Origin of the sequence: Rhizobium sp. WW22, from assembly GCF_047041135.1 — a bacterium.
Lineage (GTDB): Bacteria > Pseudomonadota > Alphaproteobacteria > Rhizobiales > Rhizobiaceae > Rhizobium.
Window position 1 is genome coordinate 934,282 of record NZ_CP178199.1, and the last position, 17,072, is coordinate 951,353.

A 17,072-nucleotide genomic window follows, 5' to 3' on the forward strand; every position below is an offset into this window, starting at 1 on the left:
CCGGTCAGGCGCATAATTTCCATTGAGAATTGAGCCATGTGAACCTTCCCCCAACGCGGTGAGCGACAGGGGCAACGGAGTGATCCACATGGGACTTTTAAACATCATCCGTCGGATGGCACTGCGCGAGAAGTTGTCGGTGCGCGAGATCAGCCGACGAACCGGATTGTCACGCAATACGATCGCGAAGTATTTGAGCGCCGGCACGATCGAGCCGAAGTTTGCGGTACCGGAACGACCGAGCAAGCTCGATCCTTTTGCCGACAAACTGGCGGGCTGGCTGAAGACTGAGGCCGGGAAGTCGCGCAAGCAGCGCCGAACGCTGAAGCAGCTTCATGCTGATCTGACAGCTCTCGGCTTTACCGGCTCCTATGGTCGGGTCGCCGCGTTCGCCCGTGACTGGCGGGTTGAGCAGCAGACGGCTGGCCGCGGCATATTCGTTCCGCTGTCTTTCCGGCCTGGCGAAGCATTCCAATTCGATTGGAGTGAAGATTATGCCGTGATCGGCGGCGAACGCACAAAGCTGCAGGTCGCCCATATTAAGCTATCGCACAGCCGAGCGTTTCTGATCAGGGCTTACCTGCTGCAGACGCACGAGATGCTCTTCGACGCCCACTGGCACGGTTTCCGCGTGTTCGGTGGCGTACCTGGTCGCGGCATCTACGATAACATGAAGACGGCGGTCGATCGCGTCGGCCGCGGCAAGGAGCGGCAGGTCAATATCCGTTTCCTGGCGATGACGAACCACTACGTCTTTGCGCCTGAGTTCTGCAATCCAGCGGCAGGATGGGAGAAGGGTCAGGTAGAGAAGAACGTCCAGGATGCTCGACCGCGGTTGTGGCAACAGATGCCGGACTTTCCCGATCTGCCGGCGTTGAACGCCTGGCTGGAGCAGCATTGTCAGGATCTGTGGCGCGACACAGCGCACGGCACCTTGCCCGGTACGATCGCGCACGTCTGGTCGGCAGAGCGACCGGCATTGATGGCGCTCCCCGCTGCGTTTGACGGCTTCGTCGAGCAGAGCAAGCGCGTCTCTCCAACATGCCTGGTTACCTTCGAGCGTAATCGCTACAGCGTGCCTGCGTCTTTTGCGAACCGGCCAGTCAGCCTGCGGATCTATCCCGAGCGACTGGTTGTTGCGGCAGAAGGCAATATCCTATGTGAGCATCTGCGGGTCATTGAACGCAGCCACGACAAGCCGCCGCGGACGATTTACGACTGGCGGCATTATCTTGCCGTCATCCAGCGCAAGCCTGGTGCCCTGCGCAATGGAGCGCCTTTCCTGGAATTGCCGTTGGCCTTCCGGCAATTGCAGGATCAGATGCTTCGCCGCCCCGGCGGTGATCGTGAGATGGCCGATATCCTTGCTCTCGTGCTCCATCATGATGAACAGGTCGTCCTTCGCGCTGTGGAACTGGCCCTGGAGGCGGGCGTGGCAACCAAAACGCATGTGCTGAACCTGCTGCATCGATTGATCGACGGCAAAACCACTGATGGTCCCGATATCGATACGCCACAAGCGCTGACCTTGCTTCGCGAACCCAAGGCCAATGTAGAACGCTACGATGGCTTGCGTGTCCGGATCGCGGGAGGTCGCCATGCGTCATGATCCTGCCAGCGCCGCCGTCGTCATCATGCTTCGTAGTCTGAAGATGTACGGCATGGCTCAAGCCGTCATCGACCTGATCGAGCAAGGCGCTCCAGCCTTCGATGCGGCCGTGCCGATCTTGTCCCAGTTGCTGAAGGCTGAAATGGCCGAGCGCGAAGTTCGCTCGATAGCCTATCACATGAAGGCTGCTCGCTTCCCGGCCTACAAGGACATCTCCGAGTTCGACTTCGCCGCCAGCGAGATCAACGAGGCGACGGTGCGCCAACTGCACCGATGCGAGTTCATGGACGGAGCGCAGAATATCGTGCTCGTCGGCGGCCCTGGCACAGGAAAAACACATATCGCGACCGCCCTCGGTGTCCAGGCGATCGAGCATCATCGCCGAAAGGTCCGCTTCTTCTCGACGATCGAATTGGTCAATGCGCTCGAGCAGGAGAAGGCCAAAGGCAAGGCCGGCCAGATCGCTGAGACACTGGTTCGCCTCGATCTGCTGGTCCTGGACGAGTTGGGATACCTCCCATTCAGCGCGTCAGGCGGAGCGCTGCTCTTCCACCTGCTGAGCAAGCTCTATGAGCGCACCAGCGTCATCATCACCACCAACCTCAGCTTCAGCGAATGGGCCACGGTCTTCGGAGACGCCAAGATGACGACCGCTCTGCTCGACCGCCTGACCCACCGTTGCCATATCCTGGAAACAGGAAACGACAGCTTCCGCTTCAAGGCCAGCTCGGCCGCAGCAGCCCAAAAGAGAGGAGAAAAAACCAATCCCTTGACCAAAGCCTGATCAGAAAACCATATTTAAACGTGGCTCACTTCTCGGTGGAAAAACCGGCTCTGTTCCGCGTGAAAACCAACATTGACCCCTTATGAGTTTACAACCCAGTCCATGAAGGACCAAAACCTGAACAGAACTAGAGCGCGTCCATTGAACGCGGAATCGGATTGAGGATTCCGTTGTCCGTTGATTTCTGATTCCATTGTCCGACTGGTGATTTGGTCGGAGGCAATATGACCCGCGCTTTCAGCGATGATCTTCGCAGCCGCGTTCTGGCGGCGTCACATGATGGAATGTCGGTGCGATCGGCGGCGGCCCGGTTTGGGATCGGTGTGTCAACGGCCATCGCCTGGATTGCCAGCGCGCGGCAGGGCCAAATGACGCCGGCGAAGCAAGGACGGCGCGGCGGCTCACGCCTGGATGTCCACGAGGATTTTATCGTGGGTATGATCGAAGAGGAAAAAGACATCACCCTCAACGAGATGGTTCTGAGGTTGGCCGAAGAGAGGACAGTTTCCATCGGTCGCAGCGGTCTCGATGTCTGGCTGCGCAAGCGCGGCTGGACGTTCAAAAAAAGACCGCACATGCACTGGAGCAAGAACGCCCAGATCTCCTGAGGCGCCGTCGGGACTGGTTCGAGGGTCAACTCGATCTCGATCCCAACCGGCTTGTCTTCATCGATGAGACCGGCTTGAGCACCAAAATGTCCCGGATTCGCGGACGGTCTCTTTGCGGAGAACGTTGTCGTGCTGCGATCCCGCACGGCCATTGGAAGACGACGACCTTTACCGGTGCGTTGAGGCTGTCGGGGATGACTGCGCCTATGGTGCTCGACGGCGCAATGAATGGAATAGCGTTCCGAGCCTATGTCGAACAGGTTCTCGTACCAACACTGATACCCGGCGACATTATTGTAATGGACAACCTGCCTGCGCATAAAGCCGAAGGCGTGCGGCAAGCTATTGAAGTGGCCGGTTGCCAGCTACTCTACCTCCCACCCTATAGCCCGGACTTCAACCCCATCGAGAAGGCCTTCTCCAAGCTCAAAGCGCTCCTGCGAGCCAGAGCAAAGCGCACCGTCGAAGCACTATGGGACACAGTCGGCGAGATCGTTGCGCTCTTCAAACCCCAAGAATGCGCCAACTACTTCATGGCATGCGGATATGACCCCGAGTAAAATGGACGTGCTCTAACTTATAATCGCGGACATCAAGGGGAGCAGGTCAGCACATCTTGGCCATGGGTGTGACCCATAAGACCGTATACGTTGACGCAGACTGATCAGAACACCGTAAAATCCTCTTGCAGATAGGCGGGCCATACGTTTTAAAGGTCCCTCCGCGGCCTCGCAGCCAGGCACTAAGCGCACTCCGGCTAATGCTCACCTGGCTGCTCCACAGACAGACGCTCCACCATTTCGTCGAGCGTCACGTCCTTGCGATCATCGATCATTTCGACAATGAACGCCTCGTGTGCATCCAAGCTCGAGGACCCTCGCCAACCTTGCTGCCTTGATGTCGGTTCACCATCGCTGGCCCTTGCGATCCAGCGGATTGCCGTCGAAATCCCAACCCAAAACCGGGCGGCAGCCTGCCGTGCGGACATGCCTGCCGCAGACGCCTTCAATACGCGTAACCGAAGATCATCGCTCAGTGCTCGTGCCATCATCCACCTCTTCGCTGTGGATGTTGAAGCAGCTTCGCCGCGCCACGTCACATCACAATCGATTCATCGATCGCAGGATCTGCTCTAGCTGTCTCCAATAACTCTCCGTAAGCCACGTTCAAGAAGTAGGCCGATCATCAGTGATGCAACGCCGAACCATACTAAATACTCTCGGCTCAATATCCTATCGCTGTAGTTCTCGAAATAAGCCACTCTCATCCACTCAACACATTGAACGATAGGGAGATAGGACAATGGGATAGCAATCTGGTCGGGAAATGCTGACGTAACGAAAAGTGCACCAGAAGAGATGTAGATTATGATCGTCATTAGCGCGTAGACAGTGGCGAACATTGGCTGAAATTGAGTGACCACGCCAACAATTGTTCCAACCCCTAGCGCTAATAAGATTGTCGATAAGTAAGCTAAAACCGCATCTGCGGGGTGATCAGGATACGGGTAATCTCCAACCACGATAAATAGCGCCCACATTATTACTAAAGTTACGCAACCTGCAATTACTTCAAGCACTGCTCTCCCGAATAAGATATCGGAAACTTTCACGATCGGAAAAGAGAGCATAGGTTGGTTCATAACGACCGAAAGTCCCATGAACCGCGAAATGTAGATGAACGTGAGGGTGGGAAGCAGCCCGGTTGCGAAGAAGAGCATTGGGGTTCCGTAAGGCGCGGCGCGGCCCGATGCGATATTTATTCCCATGACCGCAAGTATATGAGCAAGAGGCCAAAGGCACTGCAGGATAAAGCCTAGACCATGGTTGAAGAAACGGGTACGCATATCGCGAAGTATCACGGCTCCCATAACATTTCTTTTTGCCTTTAGCGCTTCGAGAAACGGGTGCTTCCCAGATCTATACTTATCACTCATTAGCCTTCTATCCCGCTAGATTGCTTAATTAAAGGACTACCATATAAACCGTAGGGTCGAAAACGGAAAGGTAGCCACAATAGTGTCTGCCTCCGTTCCTCTTGGCCGGCGGATAGACCTTGCCCCCGTTGACGTGCCCCCAATAAATTAGGCCATTCGGACCTGGAATTTTCCACTTATGATCCCTGTTGGGAAGAAGAGGAGAATTCGATGAAGGCCTCGAAGTTTTCGGAAGCACAGATCGCATTCGTATTGAAGCAGGCAGAGGACGGTACGCCGATCGGTGAGGTCTGCCGCAAGGCGGGAATTTCGGACGCGACCTTCTACAATTGGCGCAAAAAGTATGCCGGCCTGATGCCGTCAGAGATGAAGCGTCTGCGGCAGCTCGAGGAGGAGAATGCCAAGTTGAAGCGGATCGTGGCGGACCTGTCATTGGACAAGGCCATGCTCCAGGACGTGCTGTCAAAAAAACTCTGAGGCCTGCCCGCAAGCGCAAGCTTGTCGACACGGTCAAAGCGGACTGGAAGGTCTCGGTACGGCGCACATGCGCGGTTCTGAAGATCGACCGGTCGCTTTATGTCTACAAGTCCAGGCGCGGCGAGCAGGCCGAACTGAAGCTGAAGATCAAGGAGATCTGCCAGACACGGGTGCGCTATGGCTATCGCCGTGTCCATATACTGATCAGGCGTGATGGATGGACGGTCAATCCGAAGCGGATCTATCGTCTTTACAAGGAGATGGACCTGCAAATGCGCAATAAGGTCCCCAAGCGGCGGGTCAAGGCGAAGCTACGGGCCGATCGCACGGAGGCGACCCATTCCAACCATGTTTGGGCCATGGACTTTGTCCACGACCAGTTGGCCACGGGTCGCAAGATCAGAGTCCTGACGGTGGTCGATACCTTCTCGCGCTTCTCGCCAGCAGTCGATGCACGCTTCAACTATCGAGGCGAAGACGTGGTCCAGACGCTTGAGCGGGTATGTCGGCAGGTCGGTTATCCCGCCACCATTCGGGTCGACAACGGCAGCGAATTCATCTCCCGAGACCTTGATCTATGGGCCTATCACAAGGGCGTCGTGCTCGACTTCTCGCGGCCAGGCAAGCCGACCGACAACAGCTACATCGAAAGTTTCAATGGCAAGTTCCGCGCCGAGTGCCTGAACGCTCATTGGTTCATGTCTCTTGACGACGCACGCTTGAAGATGGAGGATTGGCGTAGAGAGTATAACGAGTTCCGGCCACACAGCGCGATCGGCAACAAGGTGCCGATTTCGCTCATGAATGGCTCATCGGCACCCCCGCCGAGCTGAGCCTTAACCCCGGAAAATTCCAGCTCCCGCTGGCCCAAAATCGGGGAGCACCTCAAAAAAACGCTGGAGCGAACTCAAAATCGGATAAAACTTGTGGGCAAGGTCACGAGCAATTCCGAGATATCAGCGCGATAATAGCTCGAGAAAACGATCCCTGAACACAATATTTGCCTCCCTGCATTCGGCAAGTGCATTTGAATAAGCACGCGCAAGTCCCACAAATCTCGCCCAATCACGAACGTCACAAAGTGGAATCTGATGTCGAAAGCTATAAAACTTCGACGAAAACGGAAAAGCTACTACCCGCTTCCGTAACAACGTTGCCCAATAAGCGCCATGGAAACTACTAGTTAGTACCAGTTCCGCGCTTCCAAGAGAAAAAATCGCTTCATCAAAAGGTGTATAGTTATCAATAATATAAATATTTTCAGGAAGGATCCCAAGTATGTATTCGTTGAGCTCCATTTCTACGTGTTTATATAGAACGTATTTTTTGGTTATATCATAACTTCGGTCAAAAGCGGGATCCATACATGATGGGCAAGGTGCCCAATGATAAATTTGATCTGCATCACGTAGGCCAATCAGATCATAATTATAAGGAATTAGATCAACGCTCCGATGCAACTGATTCCATGCTCCAACCGTGTAGTGGTTGTGCCCCGCCCCCCAAACAACGAACTTTTGGTTTCTGCGTCGACGGTATATTTCAGTAAGAGCTGGAGCGAAGTAATCAATATCCAATAATCCTCCACCACCTATCACCACGCAGTCCGCGGTATCAAAGTCTACCTCCCATCCGTCACGAGAAGTAGGATCGACGGCATCAAGAATATCGCGATACTCTACTGTCCAACCAGGTATATCAAAGTATTCGAAAGGAGACGACTTCAGATCGCCTATATTCCTTGAATTCAACCGATGCAAATTTAAGATCTTACCCAAATTCGTTTCGATCCTTAAAATCCAAACTCGCGAAGGTCGCGAATATACGCATAGAAGGCTAAGTCGTTGGCCTTGAACGCATTTACCAACATCTCTCGGCGCAATCGCTGTTGCATATCCGCAGGCTCACGGATGAATTTATCGATATAAGGCGAACTGAACCAATTGGGGACCGTGGAATTAAGTTTCTGTGCAAACTCGGATGCGGCAGCCACACGAACTCCATGAGACTTTTCATTAAGTATTGCAACAACACGCCAATAAAAATAATGCCGCGGCGCCATCCAATCCATGTAAACTTTCCAATACTGCTCCGGAATTCGATCCTGATGTCGCCGAAGCATTTCCAAAGAATCAAAAATTTCGATATTTCGCTGAATATTCTTCCGCGCATTCGCCAAAATCGATCCTGGTCGCTGCACGTAATTGTATGTCTTACTGTCAACAAATGCGAGATTGCGGGAGCAGGAAATCAAAGCCGGCGTCAACGCCAGATCTTCAAACCAACCAAGTGAATACCGCGCCTTTTCATTCTTGGTAAAAGTTTCCGTTAGATACATCTTGTTCCAGGCGTAGCACTCATATTGAGACACGAGCGCGTGAATGATTGGATCATCCTCGCCCCAGTATTTTGCCAACTCTCGGCTCTCGACAATGCGCCCATCGGGCGTAGTCTGATGAAAACCACAGATCGCAAGATCGTGGCCCTGGTGAAATTTCGCCTCAAGTTTTTCCAGATGGTCTGACGAAAGGAAATCATCACTATCGACGAAGGTAACAGCATCGGAATTCAAGTGTTGGATAGAGAAATTGCGCGCATCCCCCAGACCGCCATTAGGCTTGTAAAAGTATTTAAATCGCGGATCTGTTTCACACATAGCTCGTGCGATCGCAGAGCTGCCGTCTGTAGAACCATCATCAATCAGCAGGGCCTCAAAGTTTACATACGTTTGAGCTTGGATTGACTTAAGACATCTGACCAAATAGTCCTTGACATTATAAATGGGTACGACGACATTAACCTTGTATCCATCTCGTTTTAGTATCAGCTCAGTTGCAGCATCTAAATCGGAGGAACTTTTGCGTTCCGGGATGTGACTTTCGGTCTTGGTTTGAGGTTTCCTATGCCACTGCGATACTGTACGTAGTGGATTTGCTGCCTCAACCGCTTTCAGGATCGCACGGTGTCGGACAAAGCTACCGCCGAGGAATTTTGTTTTAAGAGCGCGGAACCGCTCCAATTCTGGAAGCTCGGCAATTGCCGGGAAGGCAACTTCGGCGCTCTTCAGGAAATAGTAGCTCCATTCCATCCCGGTAGTTGAGATAAGCTTACGCCAGCGCGCGTTTGGGGACGCATTCTCGCTAGTCCAGCGTGCGGCTATATCAACCAACGCATCTTTGTACGAACCGCCATGCTCCAGCGTCCAGCCACCGTAATATAAATGCTCCGCTATGCACGTATTATTGTTGTTAAAATTCGTCGTAAATACGTTCTCGCTCTCCACAATGTTACTATCGCCCAAATCTTGTTTACTTCCGTCCAATCGAAGGCCGAATTCAGTTGTTAAAATCCACGTTACGATTACCGGCATCGGCGTTAAATCTAGCATGTCTCCTAAGTAGAGACTTCGCATCCTGTAAACATCTAAAAGGCGCCCTATTATCTTATTCTTTGGTCTTGACATGAGGAAATGAGGCCCAATAGCAAAATTCGTCTCCCAGCATAAGACGCTACTGTAACCTAGGTATTTATCGAGCCGACTGTAGAAAGAAACATCGCCATCCGCATAGACGCCCCCATATTCATAGAGAATCTTCAATCGAATATAGTCGGTGGCAAAGGCCCATTTCTTCTGTTGGATTGCTTCACGAAGAAATTGAGTGGAATCATCGTCAAGATCGCCGAGCGACCACCTCCGAATTTCAAAATCGGGGTGCAACTTGGAAAAACTCTCCACGCCTAAGCGCAACGGGCCAGGCGCCTCTTCTCCGCTCAACCAAACGCTATGAAATACTTTGGGGATACCGTCTCCATTATGGGCCAATATAGTCTTTCCACGCTCAATTGATGAAGCCGCTTTTTTCGAAGCTTGATTGCAGCGTAAGTAATGTATTAGAGGATTTTCTGCAGAGCGTTGAAGCTCAGGGAAATCACGCTTGTAGCCGGCAGTTGAGAACCATCTGCAAGGGTCCCTATCTTCGTCGGCGCCGTGCAAGAGATAGTGCAATGCGGGATCCATACCGGCTGCGCGCACATCTGGATAAGTATCTAGATACCAAGATCCGTCAAAAAAACCGCTCTTCTCAAGAACAGGAACAATTTTCCTAGCACTTCTAATACTGCGATTCATGTCTAATTCCAGTATAAAAAAGTTACAACTGAGCGCACGCTTCGATTGCCTCACCTGACCTAGCCCGGTTTTTTAGAGGAGATTGCCGAGCGATATTTAGCTTGCAGATTGCAACCATGACGAACTGTCATTGCCAATGTCCTATTCAAATTGCAAGCGAAAACTCATCATGGTAACGACACCGCTAGTCAAACCACACTCTTGTTTCCGCACGCAATGGTACTATTGCCGAGAGCGATCCCTTAATAGGTGCCTGGGGCACAAATCGATGTCGGAAAGCCAGTTGAATAACCGAAGGCGCAATGAATTCTTCCGCATTTCTCAATATGCAGAATGATTTGCTATCTGTTTCTATACTTACGGATCCGAACCAATCCTGAGTGGGAAGCTCTAATCGAGACATTCGATAGGCCTCCACGGCGTCGATATGAGCTTGGATACGCGCTGGAATTCGGTCCAATGTCGCGATCTGGTGTCGGAGTGAGGTCCGAATAGATCGCCGCCGCCGGAACCAAGTTAAGCTTGAAGTCGGTCGGATAAAGGCGTGAAAGCCTACTTTAAGGTGTTCCGGAAGCCGAAACTGAGCATTGACATCAAACCGTCTTACGAACGTGAGGTTAATAGTCTCGTAAAATCTTCCGTCTAATAACCATAATTTTGGAACATACGAGTCACCAGTCACAAGGAAAGCCCAGCCCGAGAGCAGAAGGACGGGAACGTCATCTGGCGCGCCTTTGCTTGGCAACGCGGCAATAGAAGGCTCTGAACCGGTGCGACATTTGGTATCTCGTCCCAATAGAGCGAGTTTTTCATGTATGAGGTCTGATGCCGGATCGAGATCGAGCAATTCTGTATGAATGTCACCATTTGGAAGGTGCTCGAACAAACTAAGGAGTTGGTTGCGAATTTCCGCTTCGATGATTGGTTTCGCTGCCAAACGAGAGAGGTCGGAATCGAAACCCAGGTGATCTGCTTCCAACACGGAAAATATGCGCTCCCTGTTGCGCAATATGTCTCCTGTATGCACCATACTCTGGCGGTTAACGCGGTAGTAAAATAGTGGATCTGGAACAACCGTGATTTTCACTCCACGCAAATGCGCGCGTAAAAAAAACTCCCAGTCCTCGAGACCAACGTTGACAATTTCGCTAAACCCGCCAAGCCGTTCGAACGTATCGCGACGAACTAGAGCGTTCGCATCACCAAATCTATTTTGCAAATGGGAATAGGCGCCTCCCACACCAAGGAAAAATCTTTCAATTCTTGGCTCCCCGTCGCTGCCGTCCTCCTCGTGTACAATCCAGCATTGGCTAGTCAGTATTTCGCATCCCGTACGAAGAGCTGATTGAACAAAGACTTCAATCTCATTAGGTTCCGCGTAGTTGTCATCGTCGTGAAATAATAAAAATTCCCCTTTGGCGTGGCGTGCGGCAAGATTGCGAGCAGCGCCAAGATATCTGTTATCCGAATAGATAATGGTAAGAGGGAAACGATAGGTTGCTCTCTTGAGCTCACCAAGTTTTTCAATTGACTCCGCTTTACTACTGCCGTCATCAACGATGATAATTTCGATGTTTTTATATGTCTGCACCGCCAGGTGGTCAATCGCACGCTGTAGCAGAGCGGGCCTATCATAGTGTGTTATGCATATGGAAACCAGAGGCTCATCAGTAATTTGGTCGCAGACGGTCTCTATCAATTCATCCGAATAAAGGCTGCTCCAGTGCTCGCATATTTTCTTCGGCTGAAGTGTCGATTGTAGCGCCGGCATCCCATTTTCGATCGCGCTCTCTATTGCCTTGGAAAAATCTTTCGCAGTTAGTGGAACGAGACAAGCCTCGAAGCTTGCTGCATCAACTAACTCACGTGCCGCGGCCATGTCACCGGCGATGAAGGGTATACCGAGTGAAAAACATTCATCAATGCCAGCTGAGTTAATTCTCTCCGACGAAGGAAATATGCAGAGAACTCCAGTCCGGTTAGCAAGCCATCGTACTGAATCCTCATATCCTATATCATTTAAAAAACGAATATGACCGCGATGCTCCGTGAGCTTTCGCAATAGCCGAGATGCACTCAGTTCGCCGGAGGTCCGCCTATGACGTCCTATAAGCGTTAAATCAAGCGACTTACAGCATCTAATTTGACGCACGATATCAATGAATAGTTCGAAGCCGTTACTTCGGTCCTGCGATCCGAAAAAAACGAGTTCCTTCATTTGCCCTGGCTCAATAGCCTTTGTAACGAGTTTCCCATTAAGATTTATATATCGCCGAAAGGACGGCACCCGATCTAAACGCAGGAGCCGCGGTAATTTCCAACCAAGCTCTGTCACACATCCGACTGCACTTTCGGTTGAAGTAATCGCAAGATCCGAATTCTCAAATTGGACTTTTTCCAAAGTTTCAGTTTCTAGAGTCTCGATGTCTGGCAAATCAAGTGTCAAACGGCGCCTCCAACGTGTCGGCCCCGTAACATGTGTAACGATAAGCGTTCTAATGCGTCCTTGCACTTTCCCAACGGCAGCATAAAAGCCGAGGCCGCCGCGGTCCAAAAAATGCGCAACGTCGAAATCCATCATTGATAGATACCGATATACCGCATAGGCCTTGGATGGTGCGAGCATCGGTTGAATCATCGCTGCGTCAGCTCGAGCCACGTCAGAAAGAAAAACCAATCTAAGATTTGCCGCAATATGGGTCGGGTGCGTCATTGCGTCCCCGTTCTGAGAGAGATCCGTTACGAGCACGGTTACATCGTGCGATTGGGCGGCAAGCAACGTCGCCAATCCTCGAAAGCCCGAACCAAGATCACCAAGCGCGCTTGCACCATCGTAGGCGTCAGTTATCAAACAAATTCTCACACGCCCACCAACATTTACAACCAAATTAGCATCTGATGCCGCACGAACGCGGCAGTGAAAATACTCTGGGGTTGTACTATTCTCATTCAACTGCCGCAATGTCTAAGGTTGCTCATTGTATGAGGAACGCGGGCGCGGGCGTAGAGGCTAAAAGTGGCCTGCTCCCCTTGATGTCCGCGATTATAAGTTAGCTCTGTTCAAGTTTTGAAGTGCACCCCGATTTTGGGGCAGCGGGAGCTGGAATTTTCCGGGTTAAGGCTCAGTTCGGCGGGGGTGCCGATGAGCCGTTTATCAGCGAAATCGGCACCTTGTTGCCGATCGCGCTGTGTGGCCGGAATTCGTTATAGTCTCTACGCCAATCCTCCATCTTTGCCCGCGCGTCGTCATCCGCCATTGCGGCGCAATGGCGTGAGCTCATGAACCAGTGAGCGTTCAGGCACTCGGCGCGGAACTTGCCATTGAAACTTTCGATGTAGCTGTTGTCGGTCGGCTTGCCTGGCCGCGAGAAGTCGAGCACGACGCCCTTGTGATAGGCCCATAGATCAAGGTCTCGGGAGATGAATTCGCTGCCGTTGTCGACCCGAATGGTGGCGGGATAACCGACCTGCCGACATACCCGCTCAAGCGTCTGGACCACGTCTTCGCCTCGATAGTTGAAGCGTGCATCGACTGCTGGCGAGAAGCGCGAGAAGGTATCGACCACCGTCAGGACTCTGATCTTGCGACCCGTGGCCAACTGGTCGTGGACAAAGTCCATGGCCCAAACATGGTTGGAATGGGTCGCCTCCGTGCGATCGGCCCGTAGCTTCGCCTTGACCCGCCGCTTGGGGACCTTATTGCGCATTTGCAGGTCCATCTCCTTGTAAAGACGATAGATCCGCTTCGGATTGACCGTCCATCCATCACGCCTGATCAGTATATGGACACGGCGATAGCCATAGCGCACCCGTGTCTGGCAGATCTCCTTGATCTTCAGCTTCAGTTCGGCCTGCTCGCCGCGCCTGGACTTGTAGACATAAAGCGACCGGTCGATCTTCAGAACCGCGCATGTGCGCCGTACCGAGACCTTCCAGTCCGCTTTGACCGTGTCGACAAGCTTGCGCTTGCGGGCAGGCCTCAGAGTTTTTTTGACAGCACGTCCTGGAGCATGGCCTTGTCCAATGACAGGTCCGCCACGATCCGCTTCAACTTGGCATTCTCCTCCTCGAGCTGCCGCAGACGCTTCATCTCTGACGGCATCAGGCCGGCATACTTTTTGCGCCAATTGTAGAAGGTCGCGTCCGAAATTCCCGCCTTGCGGCAGACCTCACCGATCGGCGTACCGTCCTCTGCCTGCTTCAATACGAATGCGATCTGTGCTTCCGAAAACTTCGAGGCCTTCATCGAATTCTCCTCTTCTTCCCAACAGGGATCATAAGTGGAAAATTCCAGGTCCGAATGGCCTAGGCTGTGGTGACGATTTAAGGGTTTGGGATTCCCCATTGGGAGCAAATCAGATTCAAGACTGACTTTTGGAGGTCGGTCATGGATATCGATAGGCTCAGTGCGGAGCAGTGGTCTCGGATCGAGCCGTTTGTGCCAGGAGGGCGCAAGGGGCGTCGTGGTCCGCGCTCCAACAACAGGCGGTTCGTCGAGGCACTGGTCTGGATGGCCCGCTCTGGTGGACGTTGGCGTGATTTACCCGAACGCTATGGCGACTACCAGACCGTCAAGCGCCGCTATTACCGCTGGATCGAGATGGGTGTCCTCGAAAGTTTGTTCGAGGCGTTAGCGCGAGAAGCGGACCTTGACTGGGTCTCGATCGATTCCACCTCCATCCGTGCCCAGCCTCAAGCCGCTGGCGCCCGGCGAAAAAGGGGGGAGCGGACGCCCAGGGCCTTGGCCGCTCACGCGGCGGGCTAGGCACCAAGATCCACGCCGTCGTCGATGCTTTGGGGCTACCGGTGCGCTTCGTACTTGCACCGGGACACCGTGGCGATGTGATTTATGGCAAGGAATTGCTCCATGGCCTCAATCCCGGCCACGTCATCGCCGACAGAGCCTATGATGCCGAACACTTCCACGACACCATTCTGGACGCTGGCGCTGTTCCGGTCATTCCACCACGACCCCAGCGACGACGCCCGCATGCCTGCAATTGGCGCCTCTACAAGGAACGCAACCTCGTGGAGCGCTTCTTTGCAAAGCTCAAGCAATTCCGTCGCGTGGCTACCCGATACGACAAACTCCTCGTCAACTTCAGAGGTTTCGTCATCATCGCTGCAATTACAATCTGGCTCACATAGTTAAATCGTCACCACAGCCTAGAGCGTTTCCAGGAAAAGTGCGCAGCGGTTTTCCGTCCGGAATTGCATTAAAACAAAGAGATAGAGCGGCTTAGAGATTCCGTGAAAAACTAAACCGCTCTAGAGCGCTTCTGATTTTGTTAGAATCGCAGATTCCCTTTTGCTGTCGAATGTGATTCAAGATGCTGGCTGAGAGGAGGTCAGCATCGATGGTCGCACCTCTTTCGAATGATCTGCGTGAACGTGTCGTGGGCGCTGTAGCGGCGGGAGAGAGCTGCCGCTCGGTGGCGGTTCGGTTTGGTGTCTCGGTCTCATCTGTGGTGAAGTGGTCGCAGCGGTATCGCCGCAGCGGTTCGGTCGCGCCCGGTCAGATGGGAGGGCATCGCAAACGTCTTTTGGAACCACATCGCGCTTTCATAGCCGAGCGGATTGCGCAGAGCCCGCAAATCAGCCTGCATGGTCTCAAGGACGAACTGGCGGTCAGAGGCGTCATTGTCTCGCATGACGCCGTTTGGCGTTTCCTGCGCCGCGAGGGGCTGCGCTTCAAAAAAAACGATGTTTGCCCTTGAGCAGGCGCGCACTGACATTGTCCGTCGGCGCAAGCGCTGGCAGTCATGGCAGACGCGACTTGATCCCCGAAGGCTCGTGTTCATCGACAAAACCTGGATCAAGACCAATATGGCGCCGCTCTGCGGCTGGGGTGTCAAGGGTAGGCGCCTGCGTGGCTTTGCTCCGCATGGTCATTGGCGCACATTGACCTTCGTCGGCGCGCTCCGGGCCGACTGTCTCACCGCACCCTGCGTCTTCGACGGCCCGATCAATGGCCAATGCTTCAAGGCCTATGTCGAGCAACAACTCGTCCCGACGCTGCGACCAGGCGACATCGTCGTCATGGACAATCTGGGCAGCCACAAATCCGCGCAGATACGCCAGTTGATCAAGGCAGCCGGTGCGAGGCTCTGGTTTCTGCCGCCCTATTCACCGGACCTCAATCCTATCGAGCAGGCCTTCGCCAAGATCAAGCATTGGATGCGAAAAGGCAAATGCGTACCATCGATGAAACCTGGCAATATCTCGGCTCGCTCGTCCAGACAATCGGTCCAGACGAGTGCAACAACTATCTTGTCAACGCCGGATACGCTTCAAACAAAACATGAAACGCTCTAATTTGACGGGGCACGTTCACAGCTCGGCTCGACGGATTCTCCACACTAGAGCGCGTCCATTGAACGCGGAATCGGATTGAGGATTCCGTTGTCCGTTGATTTCTGATTCCATTGTCCGACTGGTGATTTGGTCGGAGGCAATATGACCCGCGCTTTCAGCGATGATCTTCGCAGCCGCGTTCTGGCGGCGTCACATGATGGAATGTCGGTGCGATCGGCGGCGGCCCGGTTTGGGATCGGTGTGTCAACGGCCATCGCCTGGATTGCCAGCGCGCGGCAGGGCCAAATGACGCCGGCGAAGCAAGGACGGCGCGGCGGCTCACGCCTGGATGTCCACGAGGATTTTATCGTGGGTATGATCGAAGAGGAAAAAGACATCACCCTCAACGAGATGGTTCTGAGGTTGGCCGAAGAGAGGACAGTTTCCATCGGTCGCAGCGGTCTCGATGTCTGGCTGCGCAAGCGCGGCTGGACGTTCAAAAAAAGACCGCACATGCACTGGAGCAAGAACGCCCAGATCTCCTGAGGCGCCGTCGGGACTGGTTCGAGGGTCAACTCGATCTCGATCCCAACCGGCTTGTCTTCATCGATGAGACCGGCTTGAGCACCAAAATGTCCCGGATTCGCGGACGGTCTCTTTGCGGAGAACGTTGTCGTGCTGCGATCCCGCACGGCCATTGGAAGACGACGACCTTTACCGGTGCGTTGAGGCTGTCGGGGATGACTGCGCCTATGGTGCTCGACGGCGCAATGAATGGAATAGCGTTCCGAGCCTATGTCGAACAGGTTCTCGTACCAACACTGATACCCGGCGACATTATTGTAATGGACAACCTGCCTGCGCATAAAGCCGAAGGCGTGCGGCAAGCTATTGAAGTGGCCGGTTGCCAGCTACTCTACCTCCCACCCTATAGCCCGGACTTCAACCCCATCGAGAAGGCCTTCTCCAAGCTCAAAGCGCTCCTGCGAGCCAGAGCAAAGCGCACCGTCGAAGCACTATGGGACACAGTCGGCGAGATCGTTGCGCTCTTCAAACCCCAAGAATGCGCCAACTACTTCATGGCATGCGGATATGACCCCGAGTAAAATGGACGTGCTCTAGGTAATCTTTTCCATCCATTCTGAACGGAAATCGCAAGATGCCTTTCCTGGGTCAGCCTCAGCAATAATGACAACTTGGTGTCGGCCGATCCGTCGACCTTTACGACATCAAGA

Annotated in this window: 13 protein-coding genes and 2 pseudogenes; 9 read left to right on the plus strand and 6 right to left on the minus strand. The window is 53.3% G+C overall.

The features are described 5' to 3' along the window. Positions 1-88: 88 nt before the first annotated feature. The 4 genes from istA (at position 89) to ACK83U_RS23330 (ending at position 3,561) form a co-directional block, all read left to right on the plus strand. Positions 89-1,609: an IS21 family transposase gene (gene istA, locus ACK83U_RS23315; protein WP_112611405.1), complete on the plus strand. Its 1,521-nt coding sequence runs from the start codon at positions 89-91 to the stop codon at positions 1,607-1,609. Beyond that, positions 1,599-2,393, plus strand: a complete 795-nt coding sequence (gene istB, locus ACK83U_RS23320) for an IS21-like element helper ATPase IstB (RefSeq protein WP_112611403.1) — start codon at positions 1,599-1,601, stop codon at positions 2,391-2,393. The genes istA and istB overlap by 11 nt, the downstream gene beginning before the upstream one ends. A gap of 224 nt (positions 2,394-2,617) precedes the next feature. Continuing rightward, the gene (locus ACK83U_RS23325) at positions 2,618-3,001 is read left to right on the plus strand and encodes a helix-turn-helix domain-containing protein (protein ID WP_412475012.1); all 384 of its coding nucleotides are present in this window, start codon (positions 2,618-2,620) and stop codon (positions 2,999-3,001) included. Then, positions 2,944-3,561 carry an IS630 family transposase gene (locus ACK83U_RS23330; RefSeq protein WP_412475030.1) on the plus strand — a complete coding sequence of 206 codons (618 nt, stop codon included), beginning with the start codon at positions 2,944-2,946 and terminating at the stop codon, positions 3,559-3,561. Before ACK83U_RS23325 ends, ACK83U_RS23330 begins: the two co-directional genes overlap by 58 nt. A gap of 142 nt (positions 3,562-3,703) precedes the next feature. Here ACK83U_RS23330 and ACK83U_RS23335 read toward each other — a convergent pair. Beyond that, positions 3,704-4,049 (minus strand): annotated as a pseudogene (locus ACK83U_RS23335) (helix-turn-helix domain-containing protein); the annotation flags it as partial. A gap of 84 nt (positions 4,050-4,133) precedes the next feature. Continuing rightward, positions 4,134-4,937 carry an ABC transporter permease gene (locus ACK83U_RS23340; RefSeq protein WP_246712283.1) on the minus strand — a complete coding sequence of 268 codons (804 nt, stop codon included), beginning with the start codon at positions 4,935-4,937 and terminating at the stop codon, positions 4,134-4,136. 210 nt (positions 4,938-5,147) lie between these two features. Between ACK83U_RS23340 and ACK83U_RS23345 the strand changes: the two genes are divergently transcribed. Continuing rightward, positions 5,148-6,247, plus strand: a protein-coding gene (locus ACK83U_RS23345) for an IS3 family transposase (RefSeq protein ID WP_412475013.1) whose coding sequence is annotated in 2 segments (ribosomal slippage) — positions 5,148-5,400 and positions 5,400-6,247 — 1,101 coding nt in all. Because the reading frame shifts where the segments join, the coding sequence is not laid out codon by codon here. A 123-nt stretch (positions 6,248-6,370) separates the two neighbouring features. Here ACK83U_RS23345 and ACK83U_RS23350 read toward each other — a convergent pair. From ACK83U_RS23350 to ACK83U_RS23365, 4 genes are all read right to left on the minus strand, one after another. Beyond that, entirely contained in the window at positions 6,371-7,192 is an 822-nt protein-coding gene (locus tag ACK83U_RS23350) for a polysaccharide pyruvyl transferase family protein (RefSeq protein WP_162708098.1), read from the minus strand. 14 nt (positions 7,193-7,206) lie between these two features. Beyond that, positions 7,207-9,543, minus strand: coding sequence for a glycosyltransferase (locus ACK83U_RS23355; protein ID WP_112611052.1), 2,337 nt, complete (start codon positions 9,541-9,543; stop codon positions 7,207-7,209). A 184-nt stretch (positions 9,544-9,727) separates the two neighbouring features. Next, a complete protein-coding gene (locus ACK83U_RS23360; protein WP_162708099.1) occupies positions 9,728-12,496 on the minus strand; it encodes a glycosyltransferase in 2,769 nt (922 codons plus the stop codon). Between the two features lie 169 nt (positions 12,497-12,665). After that, a protein-coding gene (locus ACK83U_RS23365) for an IS3 family transposase (protein WP_412475014.1) occupies positions 12,666-13,789 on the minus strand; the annotation gives its coding sequence in 2 pieces (ribosomal slippage) (positions 12,666-13,537 and positions 13,537-13,789; 1,125 coding nt in all). A 141-nt stretch (positions 13,790-13,930) separates the two neighbouring features. On the opposite strand from ACK83U_RS23365, the gene ACK83U_RS23370 reads away from it, so the two are divergent. From ACK83U_RS23370 to ACK83U_RS23385, 4 genes and pseudogenes are all read left to right on the plus strand, one after another. Continuing rightward, positions 13,931-14,691, plus strand: a protein-coding gene (locus tag ACK83U_RS23370) for an IS5 family transposase (protein ID WP_246712240.1) whose coding sequence is annotated in 2 segments (ribosomal slippage) — positions 13,931-14,258 and positions 14,258-14,691 — 762 coding nt in all. Because the reading frame shifts where the segments join, the coding sequence is not laid out codon by codon here. A 209-nt stretch (positions 14,692-14,900) separates the two neighbouring features. Next, positions 14,901-15,848: pseudogene (locus ACK83U_RS23375) on the plus strand (IS630 family transposase). Positions 15,849-15,999: 151 nt separating this feature from the next. After that, positions 16,000-16,383, plus strand: coding sequence for a helix-turn-helix domain-containing protein (locus ACK83U_RS23380; RefSeq protein WP_412475012.1), 384 nt, complete (start codon positions 16,000-16,002; stop codon positions 16,381-16,383). Beyond that, positions 16,326-16,943 (plus strand): IS630 family transposase, encoded by a 618-nt coding sequence (locus tag ACK83U_RS23385; RefSeq protein WP_412475030.1) that lies wholly within the window; start codon positions 16,326-16,328, stop codon positions 16,941-16,943. The genes ACK83U_RS23380 and ACK83U_RS23385 overlap by 58 nt, the downstream gene beginning before the upstream one ends. The last annotated feature ends 129 nt before the right edge of the window (positions 16,944-17,072 follow it).

Bases quoted from the DNA above. Each gene is read 5' to 3' on its own strand.
- ACK83U_RS23380 (WP_412475012.1), top strand. From the start codon at position 16,000: ATGACCCGCGCTTTCAGCGATGATCTTCGCAGCCGCGTTCTGGCGGCG.
- istA (WP_112611405.1), top strand. From the start codon at position 89: ATGGGACTTTTAAACATCATCCGTCGGATGGCACTGCGCGAGAAGTTG.
- istB (WP_112611403.1), top strand. From the start codon at position 1,599: ATGCGTCATGATCCTGCCAGCGCCGCCGTCGTCATCATGCTTCGTAGT.
- ACK83U_RS23355 (WP_112611052.1), bottom strand. From the start codon at position 9,543: ATGAATCGCAGTATTAGAAGTGCTAGGAAAATTGTTCCTGTTCTTGAG.
- ACK83U_RS23340 (WP_246712283.1), bottom strand. From the start codon at position 4,937: ATGAGTGATAAGTATAGATCTGGGAAGCACCCGTTTCTCGAAGCGCTA.
- ACK83U_RS23325 (WP_412475012.1), top strand. From the start codon at position 2,618: ATGACCCGCGCTTTCAGCGATGATCTTCGCAGCCGCGTTCTGGCGGCG.